The 14,985-nt window shown below is 56.2% G+C and carries 10 protein-coding genes; 3 read left to right on the forward strand and 7 right to left on the reverse strand.

Going from position 1 to position 14,985, the window contains the following annotated elements; genetic code table 11:
• Positions 1 to 56 precede the first annotated feature (56 nt).
• Complete coding sequence (locus ACFFSY_RS24620; RefSeq protein WP_377499106.1) at positions 57 to 941, reverse strand: helix-turn-helix domain-containing protein; 885 nt, start codon at positions 939 to 941, stop codon at positions 57 to 59.
• A 174-nt stretch (positions 942 to 1,115) separates the two neighbouring features.
• Here ACFFSY_RS24620 and ACFFSY_RS24625 point away from each other — a divergent pair, with 174 nt between their 5' ends.
• The 3 genes from ACFFSY_RS24625 to ACFFSY_RS24635 all read left to right on the forward strand — a co-directional run bounded on the left by ACFFSY_RS24625 (position 1,116) and on the right by ACFFSY_RS24635 (position 4,023).
• Entirely contained in the window at positions 1,116 to 2,135 is a 1,020-nt protein-coding gene (locus ACFFSY_RS24625; protein WP_377499108.1) for a Gfo/Idh/MocA family protein, read from the forward strand.
• A gap of 13 nt (positions 2,136 to 2,148) precedes the next feature.
• Entirely contained in the window at positions 2,149 to 3,144 is a 996-nt protein-coding gene (locus ACFFSY_RS24630) for a Gfo/Idh/MocA family protein (RefSeq protein ID WP_377499110.1), read from the forward strand.
• Positions 3,145 to 3,423: 279 nt separating this feature from the next.
• Entirely contained in the window at positions 3,424 to 4,023 is a 600-nt protein-coding gene (locus tag ACFFSY_RS24635; RefSeq protein ID WP_377499112.1) for an ANTAR domain-containing response regulator, read from the forward strand.
• 97 nt (positions 4,024 to 4,120) lie between these two features.
• On the opposite strand, the gene ACFFSY_RS24640 is transcribed toward ACFFSY_RS24635, so the two are convergent.
• From ACFFSY_RS24640 to ACFFSY_RS24665, 6 genes are all read right to left on the reverse strand, one after another.
• Entirely contained in the window at positions 4,121 to 6,676 is a 2,556-nt protein-coding gene (locus ACFFSY_RS24640) for a putative bifunctional diguanylate cyclase/phosphodiesterase (protein WP_377499114.1), read from the reverse strand.
• Positions 6,677 to 6,924: 248 nt separating this feature from the next.
• Entirely contained in the window at positions 6,925 to 8,865 is a 1,941-nt protein-coding gene (locus ACFFSY_RS24645; RefSeq protein ID WP_377499116.1) for a PAS domain S-box protein, read from the reverse strand.
• 133 nt (positions 8,866 to 8,998) lie between these two features.
• Positions 8,999 to 11,344, reverse strand: coding sequence for a diguanylate cyclase (locus ACFFSY_RS24650; RefSeq protein ID WP_377499118.1), 2,346 nt, complete (start codon positions 11,342 to 11,344; stop codon positions 8,999 to 9,001).
• A 548-nt stretch (positions 11,345 to 11,892) separates the two neighbouring features.
• On the reverse strand, positions 11,893 to 12,960 hold the full coding sequence (locus ACFFSY_RS24655; RefSeq protein ID WP_377499120.1) for an ABC transporter substrate-binding protein: 1,068 nt from the start codon (positions 12,958 to 12,960) through the stop codon (positions 11,893 to 11,895).
• Positions 12,961 to 12,996: 36 nt separating this feature from the next.
• Positions 12,997 to 13,329 (reverse strand): 4Fe-4S binding protein, encoded by a 333-nt coding sequence (locus ACFFSY_RS24660; protein ID WP_377499122.1) that lies wholly within the window; start codon positions 13,327 to 13,329, stop codon positions 12,997 to 12,999.
• Positions 13,326 to 14,942, reverse strand: a complete 1,617-nt coding sequence (locus tag ACFFSY_RS24665; RefSeq protein ID WP_377499124.1) for an FAD-dependent oxidoreductase — start codon at positions 14,940 to 14,942, stop codon at positions 13,326 to 13,328. Before ACFFSY_RS24665 ends, ACFFSY_RS24660 begins: the two co-directional genes overlap by 4 nt.
• Positions 14,943 to 14,985: the final 43 nt, after the last annotated feature.

Consider the following 14,985-nt stretch of genomic DNA (forward strand, 5'->3'; position numbering starts at 1 on the left):
TCTTCTTTTGGAGAACGCAAGTCAGGTCCGGGATCGTCCGCCCGTTCGCTTGCCGCTTACGGACGATTGCCCATGCGGCCAATTCTCGTCTGAAACTGCTTCGGCGTGCAGCCGCTGAATCGCTTGAACAACGCGTAGAAATGCGACATATTCTCGATGCCGACCGCGATCGCCGCCGCACTCGCGCTTAAGCCTTCGACGATCAGCAGCTGTTCGGCGCGGGCGATCCGTTTCCGGTTGACGTAATCCGTGAACGCAAGTCCGGTTTTGCGTTTGAAATATTTCGAGAAATATACATAACTCATCCCCGCCATTTCGCTCACTTGTCCCATATCGATCCGGCCGCTCAAATGCGTTTCGACGTAATCCGCGATCGTGCGGAGCAGACCCGCTTCGATTCCTTCATGCGGCTGAAGCAGTTCCCGGTCGTCATGGCGGAGCAAGATCAGCAGCAGCTGCTTGATATACATGCTGACCGCGATCTCGTAGCCTTTTGGCCGTCCGATCACTTCGTCATGAACATGCAGCAGCACCGCTCCGACCTCGCTGCGCGCCTGCTCCGACTCCCGAAACATGTAATTGAGCGCTTCGAGCGGGTTCAGCACCTCCATGAAGTGCCGCGAATAATGCATCATTGCAGGGTCGAAATACGAGCTTAAATCCACGTGAAGCACGATGTAGCGCACCTCGCGCCCCTGTTCCGTCCGCGAACGATGCAGTTGGCTGCTCCCGACGACGACGACGTCGCCGCTTCGCAGCGGATAGCGGTTGTTCGGCGTGAACAGCTCCATCTCCCCGTCCAGCACGACAATAAACTCCACTTCTTTGTGATAATGCCAGATAGCGGCACCAGCGTCGCCAACTCCGGTATAAGCGAAGGTCCAGACCTTCAGCCGAAGGCGCGGATCCTGATAATGTATCGGTTCTTGAAACGACCTCACAGCCTTCACCACTCCCGCGCCGCAGGTTAAAAATGAGGAGAAAACGGCTAAAATGCCGCATTTCCACATACTTGAATCGATTATATCATGTAAACCATACTGCAGCATGCGCATGCGTCGTTAGGTTTGCGCCCTCACGACGGGCAAATGTTCCATACAAAGGAGTGCTTAAGCATGAAAGTTGCCGTATTAGGCTGCGGCGGGATGGGCCATGTCCACGCGCGCATTTATGCCGGGATGGAAGATGTGACGCTGACGGCTGTCTGCGATACTGATCCCCCACGGGCACAAAGCTTGGCAGAAGAGCTAGAGGTTGCCGCCTACGTCGATTTTGACGAGATGCTCCGCCAAGCAGAATTCGACGTCATTAGCATCGCGGTGCCGAGCTGGCTGCATCACACATACGCCGTTCAAGCCGCCCGCGCGGGGAAACACGTCATTTGCGAGAAACCGATCGCCCTTACGCCGGAAGACGCGCGCGACATGATCGATGTCTGCGCCGCGAATGGGGTTCGACTGTTCATTGGGCATGTCGTCCGCTTCTTCCCGGATTATGCCCGGCTGAAGTATACCTTGGACAACGGAAGTTTAGGCAAGCCAGGCGTCGCACATGTATCCCGCAGAGGGGGACATCCTGCCAAGACGCATCCTTGGTACGCAGACGCGGACAAGAGCGGAGGCATTATCGTCGATCTGATGATCCACGATCTGGACTTTCTGCGTTGGTCGCTAGGCGATGTGAGTCAAGTGTACGCCATGGAGCGCAAGGAGACACTCCTCGAGTACGCGCTCGTCACGCTGGAATTCAAGAGCGGCGCCGTTGCGAACGCCGAAGGCTACTGGGGTTATCCGGGGCCGTTCCAGACAAAGGCCGAGCTGACCGGCAGCGGCGGAATCGCGCAAGCAAGCAGCCTGGACAGCAGCTCGATCAAGCTGCATCGAAGAGAGCCGGCGACCGAGAACTCTCCCTTCGTCGCTATACCTGGCAGTCCGAGCGCAAGCTCACCCTACGAGCGTGAACTGAAGCATTTCATCGCCTGCATTCGCGGCGAAGCGGAGCCGATCGTGACGGCTGAAGATGCGCTCCGGGCGCTGGAACTCGCGCTTGCTGCACAAGAAAGCTGCCGGAGCGGCCAACCCGTCAAGCTGGCCTCTGCTTCAGGTGGTCACTCGCCTGAGCCAAACGGGAAATAGGAGGAATGTTGCGATGAAACCTTTACGAATCGGTATGATCAGTTTCGCTCACGGGCATGCCTATGCTTATTTTCATGCGCTGCGCCGCATACCTGGCATTGAGATCTCGGGCATCGCTGACCCCGAATTCGCCCGCGTTCAGGCGCTAGCGGACGATTATGGCATCCCCTACTATGCAGATTACGCGTCATTGCTCGCGCTTGGGTTGGATGCCGTCGTCATCTGCTCCGAGAACGCACTGCATGCCGAGCATACAATGGCGGCTGCCAGAAGCGGCGCCCATGTGCTCTGCGAGAAGCCGCTCGGCATAACGCCCGAACAAATGGAGGCGATGATCCTCGTCTGCCGCGAGCAAGGCGTCCAGCTGATGACCGCATTCCCTTGCCGCTATCTGCCCGCGGTACGGGAAGCTAAGCGAATGATTGAGCACGGCGAAATCGGGGAAATCGTGGCCATTAAAGGTACGAACCGAGGCACCTGTCCGGGCGGATGGTTCGTACGTCCCGAATTGTCTGGCGGCGGCGCTCTGCTCGACCATACCGTGCATGTGATGGATTTGATGCACTGGATGACCGGCGCTCAAGTTGAACGTGTGTACGCCTACGCGGCCAATCTATTCCAGCCGGGGCTTCAGGTAGACGATGCCGGGATGCTCCATGTGCATTTCGACAGCGGCGTCGTCGGCGTCATTGACACAAGCTGGTCGCGCCAAGCGCCGTTCCCGACCTGGGGTGACGTAACGTTGGAAATAACCGGCACGAACGGCTCCATCTACGTCGATGCATTCGCCCAGAAGAACGATGTCTACAGCCGAGCGGACATGCAGGGCAGATGGGACTATTGGGGCGACGATATGGATGCGCATATGGTCCAGGCGTTCATCGAAGCAATTCGCGATGGTCGGCCCGTACCAGTCACCGGCGAAGACGGCCAGCGGGCGGCGCTTGTCGCGCTGAGCGGATACCGTTCGCTGGAAGCCGGCCGCGCCATTCCGCTGATCGAATCTTGATATCCCCTTCCTGTGTATCGCCGTTTGCTATTTAACCATAAAGAGCCTGATTCCTGCATTGGTCGATAATCGATGACCGAGGCGGAATCAGGCTTCTTGTTCGTTCGATATCGTATCCCGAACGATCAACACACCTCTCATCGCGACTAAAACAGTCATCCTCCGAATTTAATGTAAACAAATATGACGCCAAATAAATTTATATCACAAATTGGATAGACAACGACCGAATACGTTATATAATGTTACATAACAAATAAACCAAAAGGAGTACGGAACATGCGTGCCATAGTCGTGATTGAAAATCGGAGCGACTTGCCTAGCGATAGCGGCGATGGCAGCCGCCCTTCTGCTTCGGCGGCAGCTGTCTTGCTTCGCGGCGGTTATCAGGTGACGGCAGCGGCTACTTGCGAGCAAGCGCTCCCCCTCCTATCAAGCGCAGATGCCTGCGTGCTCGCCGTACCCATCTCGGTCTACTCTGATTGGCGGGTGAGCATCTCCAGCCACCGGGCACTGCCGACATTGTGGTGGTGTTCCGAGCGCACCGCCAATGTATTGCCAGCAGCCTATCCAGGCGTCATAACGACAGATGGCATTCTCTCACCAGGGATGAGCCCTGCCGAGCTTGAGTGGTCGCTGCAGCTCGCCCTCGGACAGTTCCAAACACGCCGGCAGTGGGTCAAGGAGCGGGAGCAGCTGCTGACCCGCTTGGAGGAGCGGAAGTGGATCGAGCGGGCGAAAGGCATCCTCTCGAGCACGAGGAACATCCCTGAAGCGGAGGCGTATGATCTGCTCCGCAAGCAAGCGATGAACGAACGCAAGCGCATCGCGGACGTCGCGGCTTCGATCGTGAACGCCTATCAATTGCTGCACAAATGACCAACCATGCCGATGAGCAAAAAAACGGAACGTCCGCCAACACTGGCGTACCGTTCCGTTTTTATTTAGCCGCTGACCGATTGTTAGCATGCCTACTCTATCCCTGCTCATCCGGCTGTACGATGATGCCGAAATCCGGACGAAGCGGATCGTAATTCAGGATGAATGCTTCCGACCAATCCGCAGCCGTCCTCGGCTTGCTCAGCAGATACCCCTGGAGCACATCGCACGCCTCCTGCTTCAAGTACGTCAACTGCTCTTGTGTCTCGACGCCTTCCGCGGTTACCCGCAGCTTTAAGCTGTGCGCCATCGCAATAATCGTCTTGACGATCTCCTTCTCGTCCTCGTTCTCGTTCTGCACGAACGACTTGTCGATCTTCAGCACGTCCATCGGGAATTTGGCTAAGTAGCTGAGCGAGGAGTAGCCTGTTCCGAAGTCGTCCAGCGCGATCCGAATGCCGAGCGCCTTCAGCTCTTTCAGCGTCTGGATGACGATGTCCTCGTTGTAGATCGCCACATTCTCCGTAATCTCGAGCGTCAAGCACGACGGATCGAGCCGCGTGCTCTGCAGCACGCCCTGCACGTTAGCCAACAGGTCCGGCTCCAAGAACTGCTTGCCTGACAGATTAACGGCCACGCCCAACTGCTTGCGGCCTTTACGCTGCCATTTCTTCGTTTGTCTGCACGCCTCCTGGAGCGTCCATAGACCAATATCGCCGATCATGCCCGTCTCTTCGGCGATCGCAATGAATTCAACGGGCGAAATAAAGCCCAGCTCGGGATGTGTCCAACGGATTAACGCCTCGTTGCTGACGATGCGGCCGCTCTGCAGATCGACGAGCGGTTGATAGACGAGCGAGAACTGCTTCTGCTCTAGCGCCACGCGCAAGCCAGTCTCGATGACGACCCGACGCTGCAGCTCTTCTTGCATCTTACGATTGAATAACGTATATGCATTGCCGCCTTGCTGCTTCGCCTTGAACATCGCCACGTCCGCGGAAGAGACCAACACGTCTTCCGAAAGACCATCGTCCGGATAGCTGCTAATCCCGATACTTACCGTTGTCTTGAACGAGTTGCCTTCCCAATTGAACGGTCTGGCTAATCTCGCCAGCAGATTCTTGGCATAGGCCAGCATCTCAGGTTCATCCGTGCGGGCTAGGCAAACGATGAATTCATCCCCGCCCATCCGGTACGCGATGGCGTTCGCGGGCAAACTCGCCGTAATCCGCGACGCGATCTCTTGCAGCAGCGCATCCCCCATGGCATGGCCGTATAAATCGTTCGCGTTCTTGAACCGGTCCACGTCGATGAAGGCGAGATAGAACGGACTCGCACCCTCTTCCTTGAATCTTCTAGCCAGATCGTGCTGGAAGGCAAGTCGGTTGTACAGCCCCGTCAAAGAATCATGGAAGGCAACATGAAGCGCATCCTCATTCTTCTGGTTCAACTCGCTCATCGTGTTCATCAGACTGGTGGACAGCAGGTTGAACCGCTCGGTTAATTGCCCGAGCTCGTCGCGGCGCCGAACGTATATCGTCTGGCCGAAATTTCCTTTGGCGATCTCTTCGACCCCGCGAAGCAATCGTTTGATCGGATTCAACAGAAAGCCCGCCAGCACATACGATACTGCGAATAACAGCAGCAGCAAGACACCGAATCGCTTCATGTCGGCGAGCATCCGCGCGTTTAGCTCCCGGTCCACGATATCGTAGTCGTAGACAATGCTGAGCACATAAGGCGGACTTGTCTGCAGCGGAATGTAACTCTTCAGAATATGCCGGCCAAGCGCCTTCGTGATCTCCGTCACCGGCTCGTCCGCTTCCCAAGCCTTCGTGACATTGCCGAAGTCATGACCGGTTCTGTACATGTAGGTTCCGTAGCGGATCGGATGCTTGTCGAGCGGCTGGAACATCGCATTGTCGAGTTCTTCCACGTTCACCAGCTGCCGGATTGTCAGCGGATTGAATATTGCGAATTCCATCAAGCCTTTCACGCTCTTCATTTGCCGTTCGAATATGGCTTCCGGGCTCATCTGACGCTTAAGCTTGACGAAGGAATTCTCCTGGATGAACAGATTAATAATATAATCCGTCGACCCGTCGTTATAGAACCCCCAACGCTCATTCGTTTGGACGACCGTGGTTTTGTTCGTGAAAGCGCTCGCCCAATAGTGGAGGTGTGCGCGTCCGTCCGCATCCGTGACTTGTTGGCGGCTGAGCAGTTCCTGAAGCGCATCGTCCCAGATCTCCCGGTCCTTCGCCTTGATCCCGATATTATTCGGGTCCGAGGCACGAATCGCCTCGATCCCGCCATGAGCTTTGCCGAACAGCGTAATGGACGTGAAGCCCATCTCTTTCACCAAAGCGGTCAATTGTTCGTTGGTGACGTCGGCAATCCGTTTGGGCAGCTTGTCCTGCACGGCTATTGACGCGAATTTCATCTTATCGTCCAACGACTCCTGCGTAACTTCAAAGCCATTCTGCGCGTATTCCGCGCTTATCGCCATTTGACGGGAAAGCAATCCGAATTGATTGTTGAGATTGTTGATTAACATATCCTTTACCGATAGAAAGGATAACATGCCGTGAAGCGCCAAGAGAACGGACATGGACAATGTGATGAGCAGCGCAATCTTCGTTTTGAGTGACATCCGATTCTCGATCTCCCGCATTAGTATCATCCTGGCATTCTGACAAATTGATGCCGTATATTAAAATTTTATCATTGTCAGCGACAATTCGCCATGATTATTCGTCATAATTCGACAGTGAAAATAATACCACCTCGACGGGAAAAGAGCAGCCCTGCGGCTGCCCTGATGATGAATGTCCCTATTTATTCGCGATATGAATGCGCAGCAATCATGTGATCTGACCTAAGCTTTGTCGTCAGCTGGTTCTACCCCGCCGATAAATTCGGCTCGCGCTTATCTTTACACCGCTCGATGACAGACGCAATTGCATCGATACTGATCGGTTTGCTCACATAGTCATCCATCCCCATTGCCATGTACTTTTGTTTATCGCCTTTGATCGCATGCGCCGTCACAGCGACGATCGTCGGCACTTTCTTCCCCGTCCTCGATTCCTTGATCAATCTTGTCGCTTCGAGTCCGTCTATGATCGGAAGCTGGATGTCCATGAAAATGATGTCGTATGGATAACGGTCATGCGCCTCGATTGCTTCTTTCCCGTCATTGACGACGGTCGCCGTGTAACCGAGCTTCTCGACCATGCGCTTCAATACAATCTGGTTCACCTCGTTATCTTCGGCGATCAGAATCCTTAGCGCTTGGTGCGTGATGCTGTTCTCCTCGTCTTGTTGATCAGGGAGCAGATCGTGGTGCATCGCCGTTCGGAATCGTACGGTGAAACGGAACGTTGAACCCGCTCCCCCCTCCGCCTTCTCGTACCAGATCCGACCGCCCAGCAGCTCAACCAACTTCTTGCAAATCGCAAGACCAAGCCCGGTTCCTTCAACGGAGCGGGACATGAAAGAATCAACCTGATAGAATGGCTCGAACAGGAAAGGAACCTTCGCCTCCGGTACACCGACTCCGGAATCTCGAACCGCGAATTCGAGCCTCACCTGATCATCCTGTTGATCAACATGCCGCACCGCGATGGCGATGGCTCCGTTCGGTGTAAACTTGATTGCGTTGCTCAGCAGATTCATTAAGATTTGCCGCAGTTTCATAATGTCCCCGAAGACGAATTCCGGCACGGCCGAATTAACCGATGTAGAGATATCCAGGTTCTTCTGGAGCGCTTTGGGCATGAACATATTCAGCGTATCCAGCAGCACGTCGCGCAATTTGAAATGGCTCTCGACCAGTTCTTCTTTGCCGGACTCGATCTTCGAGAAATCGAGAATGTCGTTGATGATCGTAAGCAGCGTCTCGCCGCTCTTCTTGATAATCTGCACGTACTCCCGCTGCTCGCCGTCCAGATTCGTCTCTAACAGCAGGTCTGTAATGCCGATTACCCCGTTCATCGGCGTGCGGATTTCGTGACTCATCATCGCCAGGAATTCACTCTTCGCCTTGTTCGTCTTCTCCGCTGCTTCCTTCTCGATCATCAGCTTCTTCTGTTCGGTCATATCCTTGGCGATCAAATAAAAGCCGACCGACTTCCCATGTATGATGATCGGCGCGAGCGTGGACAGCACTTCGACCGCCGTGCCTTCCCGGTTCAGAATAAAATTCAAGCTTTGCTCGACCGCGTGATAATCCGCCTTCATCGCATAAATAAGCTCCAGATTGGTTTGACCGATCAATCGGGCGATGCTGGTACCGACCAGCTCCGGAATCGCGTAGCCGGACAGTTGTTCCGCCATCTGGTTCCCGTTCATGATCCTGCCATCCAGTCCGAAGGAGATAATCGCGTCATGATTATACTTCTTCAGCGACGTGTAGCGCTCGATGCTCTCCTGCAGGCTTTGCTCGGCGATCTTGCTCTTCGAGATATCGACCACCTGCAGAATATAGAATAAAGGCTTGCCCGAATGCTCTTCCCGCGCTAGTGAGATTTGCGCCGAAGCCCAAATGGTTCTGCCTTCTTCCGTCGTATACGTGATTTCGAGTTCGACCAGCGATTCCCGTCCTTCGCACAAGCTGGACAACAATGACTCGAATTCTCCCTGCTCTTCGATCGCCAATAATGTCTTAGGATCTTGGCTGGCGATCTCCTCCTGCGTATAACCGAAAATGCGGCAAGCGGATGGATTGATGCTTAACCATGCATACTCAAGCGAGATAAACGCGATGCCGATTGGGGAGTGATGAAACACGTGGTTAAATAGTGCTTGATGCCCAATCGTATGTATGGGATCTACCTGCATGGAGAACAGCTCCTTCCGAGATGTGAACACAGAAATACTGGTATTTACCCGACTCGACTGCCTTCGAAACACACCCAACAAAAAAAGCCCATGGCGGGCTTTTTTTTGTTGGGACTGTTGCTGTTGTGCAGGATCATTCTCCCACCATGGCTGACTGCTGAGCGGCGCCGATTACCCGGTTGCGACCGGCTGCTTTGGCAGCATACAACGCTTGGTCCGCCGTATCGATCATGCCGGCCGCTTCGCCGATCCCCTCGGCCTGCCAAGCGGCTACCCCGATGCTGACGGTCACGATACCCGCCACCGCTCGTTCATTAGGCGTCGCTAGGGATTGAACAGCAGCGCGGACTGCTTCCGCGAAAGCGGCCGCTCCCGCCAAATTAGTCATCGGCAGGATGCAGGCGAACTCCTCCCCGCCGTATCGAGCTGCAAAAAAACCTTCCCGGTCAGCGAACTTTCCAAGCGTATCCGCCACTAGTTTCAAACAGGCATCACCCGCTACATGGCCGTACGTATCGTTGAACATTTTGAACGAATCGATGTCCATCATCATGAGCGCGAGCGTCCCTCCGTTGTTGCGACAGCGAATGCGTTCTTGTTCCAGCTGCTGGTCGAAGCTCCGGCGGTTATGCAGCCCGGTCAGTCCATCCACATTCGACAACTGTTCCAGCCTTCGGTTCGCTTCGATCAGCTTCTCCTCCGCCTGCTTGCGCCGGCTAATGTTGCTGATGGAGACGACCACCTCGCGTACGCGCCCTTCTTTCAAGACGGGGTTATACGTCGAGAAGAACGTGAACCTTCCGTGCCCGTATTCGCACTCGACGATCTGGCCGCTCCAAGCTAGCGCGTATTGTTCGCGCAGGAAGTCCAAAAGCAGAGGCGGGGCGGTCGATTCTAGCGAATGGCCAATGAGCTGCTGCGAGGTTAGTCCGATTTCTTTCAGCATTTGCCCGTCGGCCAGCGTGTAGATGAAGGCGTCTCCGATTTTTTTGTACTTGATCACGACGCCATGCTGGAAGTGAATTGTATCCGCCAGATCGCGCTGCAGCGTGAGAATCTGTTCCTCATTGCGCTTCCGTCTCGTAATATCTCGGATAATGCTGCTGTAATAGCGTATGCCCGAGGCTTCCCAGATGCTGTACGACAATTCGATCGGGAAGACCGTGCCGTCCTTGCGCCGTCCGAACGCTTCCAGTGTCGTTTGCCGTGCTCGGGTACGATCCAAGCGGCCGACGATTCGTCGTATCCGGGTCATATACAGTTTTCGAAACTGCTCCGGAATGAGCAGATCGACTGGCTGGCCAATCGCTTCCTGCTCCGAATAGCCGAACGTGCTGTTTGCGCCATAGTTCCACGATACGATATTCAGCTCGCTATCCGCGATCACGATGCCATCCTTGCTGGAGTCGACGATCGAGCTGAAGCGGGATTCCGATTCCAGCAGCGCGAGCGCCATGCTGATGCTAGGCGTTAGGTCCTCCACGAACTTCATGACGCGGGCGTTGAAGAAACTCGGCGTAGATGCCCCCATATTCAACAATGCGATCACCTGATTCTTATACCGGATCGGCACATGTATCGATGACCGGATGCCACGTTCATGGATGGCGTCTTCCAGATGTCCATTCGGCCGGCGTACCGTCCAATCCGGGAAAATCATCGACCTGCCGGACAAAGAGGGCTCGAGCGCTTCGATATCTGGTGGCGATACGTTGCTGCCGATCTTCACGTACTCGCCTTGACTTAGCAGACCGACCAGAAAATACCGATTGTCGCGGATCGCGACAATGCTGCCCATGTCTGATTGGAACAGGTCGCTTAGCTCACGAAGCGTTTTCTCATAGATATCGTTCACATTATCGATATTATGGAACGAGTGGATCATATCGTAGAGCTTCTTGTTGAGAAAGTGACGGTCGTACGTATTCCTCAGCAAGTCGATGCACCCGAACACGAATAGGCTGCCGATCATCAGAAACAGCTCCATGATCCACAGCTTGCTCAGGACCATCCCGTTCGCATACAGCACGTATCCGTAGAACAATCCGGAGAACGCCATTGCGGCAGCGGTATTGATCATCCAGAGCCGCCAATAGGATTTCACGCGCTCGGCGGCCATGCCTGACAGCAGTCCAATCAACACAACAAGCGCGATCGCCGCGGTCGCTTCGGGCGTGAATCCGCCGAACAGCGCGATTCGTCCCGTCGAGATTAGACCCGCGGTTAGCATCGCGCTGCGCAGTCCGCCGAAATACGCGGCCAATAGGACTGGAATCAGCCGTAAGTCCAGCCAAACTCCGTCCGCCACCTGCACGCTGAACAACATCATCAATATTCCGAAGAACGATTGATAGACGCTGATTCGAAGGCGAAGGCGCCACGTGGACTTGAAACGATCGGGCAATCGTTTGAAGACGAACATGCTTAAGAATAAAGATGCGGTCAGAATGAAAAAGTCCGCCACGAAAAAAGATACCATCGTATGCCACTGCCTTTGGGTTCGGGTTGTCTTGGGAGTCAAGAAAATGGATAATAGTATCTTTATCGGTGCGGGATGGGTCGATAATTAGCTTTAGGAATAAAGTAATGTCGCGCCCCCCACTATGGTCGCTCCCCCAACCCCCTCCGCCGAGGGGGCTCCAAGGGCTTCGCCCTCTGGACACCCGCTTTCGTGCTAGCACGTAGGGGCGCGGACGGCGGGGAGTTCGAGGTGGGCACGCTTTTGTCCTTGGGGGACAAAGCTTACTTCGTTGTTGTCGCCCTCCGGGCTCCAGGCTTCGTGCTAGCACATAGGGTTGCGGACGGCGGGGAGTTCGAGGCGGGCACGCTTTTGTCCTTGGGGGACAAGGCTTACGTCGTTATTGTCGCTCTCCGGGCTCCAGACTTCGTGATGGCACGCAGGGTTGTGGAAGGCAATGCTGTCAGGTTAAGGAAAAACGTCCGGTGAAGCACAGCATTGTCGTGGATGGCGGGGATTTCACGTAGAGAAGCCGCCGGAGCGTGAGCTGCCGGCGGCGTTCTGTACGATCACTCGGATTTCAACACCCAATCGTCAAGCGGAAAGTCTTTTTTGGCGAGCTTCTCCTCCACCAGGAACGCTTTGGTGCCGCCCAGCAGCTTCAGCCCCGGTTCGGTGAACGGAACATCCTTGATATAGCTGATCGGGCTTGCTTTCTTGACGAGCTCGACGGTCGTGCCTTGCTGCTCCGCTATGAAAGCATAGTACTCCTCTTCATGCTGCTTCAAATCTTCGAGCGCTTTCAGACGGGCTGCGTTCCACACCTTCGGAAAATCCGGGAATTTTGCCAAATAGTCCTCCGACACGACCGTCGCGCTCGTCCCGTACAGCTCGGGGTGCTTCGTCGCGTCGTCCAAATGCGTGTATCCCGCATCGATCAGCTTCAGCGCGTACACGCCGTTGTTCGTCATCGCGTCCACGTCGCCGCGCGCCAGGGCGGCTTCGCCGTCTGGCCGGAGCATGTGCACGAATTGAACATCCTCGATTCCTTCGGCTTTCACCAATCCCGCGACATACCGGTGCATGAACGACCCCTTCTGGATGGCAATCGTCTTGCCCTTCAGTTCTTGTAGCGTCTTGGGTCCGTCTTTCTTCCCGATTAAGTAGCCGATCGAATCCGTCGCGCCTTGCGTAATCAGCCTCGTCTTGGCGCCCGAGGCGCGCGCGAGGATCGCCGGGGTATCGCCGAGGCTGCCGATATCCAGCCTTCCGCTGATCAGCGACTCGCTTTGGTCCGGTCCGTTCGGGAATCCGGTCAGCTTAACCTCGGTTATGCCGTATTTCTTGAGCTCCTCCTGAATAATGCCTTTATGGAAGCCCCAGCCTTCCGCGCCGCCGGGCAAATTCAGCTTGTTCGTACCGATATAGCCGTAATTAAGCACAGCCGGTATGTCGCCGGCCGGCGCCGCCGCGGTCGTCTTGGCATCGGTCCCCTCGACATCGCCGCTATTCGAGATATTGGAGCTCCCGCCGTTATTGGCGGAGCCGCATGCTTGAATGATCGCCAGCGCCAGCAGCAAGCCTGCTATGAACGCGGCCCGCCAAGCCGCACCGCCTCCTCTACGTTGCGTATACATCGTCAAAATCCTCCCCTGTACCGTTCGCTGCTTCGATTAAAAACTCGTTCGTTTCGCCAATTCGTACATAAACGCATGGCTCGCGACCGGCTGGCGGCCTCGGCCCCAACCGACCTTCTCCCGGTAACCGCCGAGCAGACCTTCGTCTTCGACCTGCGCCTCGCTGATCAGCGTCAGCCCTTCGGAATCCGGCGCGACGTACAGCGCGTCCACCGGGCAATACAGCTCGCACATGAAGCAGGTCTGGCAATCGCTCTGCCTGGCGATGACCGGGATACCGTCTTCTACGCGGTCGAACACGTTCGTCGGGCATACGTTTACGCATTGGTTGCATGAGATGCATTTCGTCTCGCTGATGATTTCGATCAACCCGTTACAGCCTCCTTTGCCACGATTTCCTTCTTCACGTACACGTCGTCCAGCCCGCCGCTGATGAGGCGATAATGCTGCGCCGCGTCCTGCTCGGGGAAATCCTCCCGCTTGTGCATCCCTCGCGTCTCGGTTCTCGCGAGCGCCGTATGATACATCCACCGAGCGGTGGCCGTCATCGCCGCCGCTTCTCTGGCTTTGACGCCATCCGCCGTGCGGGCGACGGTCCGAGATTGGAGATCGTTCCAAATCCCATCCAGTCGATCGATTGAATCGCCCAGCCCCTTCTCCGTCCGGAACAGGTTGATGCTGTACGGCTGCACCTCAGCTTGAACCGCGCGCACCGTCTCCTGCGTATGGGCGGCCGATTTGACGGCATCGCCGGTCTGTCCTTCCGCGGCAACTGCAGCCGAGGAGAGTCCGCTAAGCTTCCGGTCGGCCGCATGACTCCCAAGCTTCAAGGCGTACGCCGCAGCACCTTCGCCGGCGAATGAACCCGAGGACATCGCCCAAGCCGCGTTATGGCTGCCCCCGCCGGTGAAGCCGCCGCAGATTAGCTGACGAGTCGCTGCGTCGCCGGCCGCGTACAAGCCGGGTACTTTGGTCGCGCACGTCTCGTCGGTAATATGGATGCCGCCCGTGCCGCGGACCGTCCCTTCCAGCCGCAGCGTCACGGGAAATTTGTCCGTGAACGGGTCGATCCCCATCCGGTCGAATGGCAGGAAGAAATTCGTCTGACCAACTCGCAGCAGCGGCCGCAGATCCTCCGGCGCTTGATCGAGCCGCGCATAGACTTGCCTGCCCGCTTGAAGGTTGCGCGCGATGATCGAACGTCCGCGCTGGGAACCCGCCCCTTCTACGACGGATCCGTCTTCATAATAGAAGCTGGCATACTTGTAGTAAGCCGTCTTCGTAACGGAGGAGAACGTCGGAGAGATCGCATACGCGTTGGAGAACTCCATGCCGGACAGCTCGGCGCCCGCTTCGGCGGCCAGCAGGTATCCGTCTCCGGTCAAGACATTGCAGCCGAGCGCCCTGCTCAAGAACGCGCAGCCCCCGGTCGCGATGACGACCGCGCCGGCTTGCACGCTCCATGTTCCGCCCGCCTGCGTGCGAACGCCGGCTGCGCCTCCTACGCCGTGCTCGTCGGCGAGCAGCTCCAGCGCCGGTGAATGGTCGAGAATTTTCACCCCGGCTTTCTGTACGAGTCTGCGCATCAGACGCATATATTCCGGCCCCTGCAGCCCTCTCTTATATGCGTTGCCTCCGTCGTCGAGCGGGAATGGATAGCCCCATTCGCCGAGCTTATTCATGTTAGCATAGGTCCGGTCGAGCACACGGTCCATCCAGCGGTTGTCCGCCAGCTGACCGCCGAGCGTGAAGCGGCTCTGCTTCGCCTCTTCGCGCAGGTTCTCCTCCGGCTTTACGTACCAGACGCCCGTGCCGGACGGCGCCGTCGCACCGCTTGAGCCGCAATAGCCTTTATCCGCGAGCACCACTTTCGCGCCGCCGGACGCCGCCGTAATCGCCGCCCACGTTCCCGCCGGACCGCCGCCGATGACCAACACGTCGGCCTTTAAGTGCAATGCGCTTGCCGCTGCCTTTTCTCCCATTTCTTCATTACCTCCCGAAATCGAATGTATAAAGTAAGCCGTT

The organism is Paenibacillus aurantiacus (assembly GCF_042431225.1).
In the GTDB taxonomy this organism is placed as follows: domain Bacteria; phylum Bacillota; class Bacilli; order Paenibacillales; family Paenibacillaceae; genus Paenibacillus_Z; species Paenibacillus_Z aurantiacus.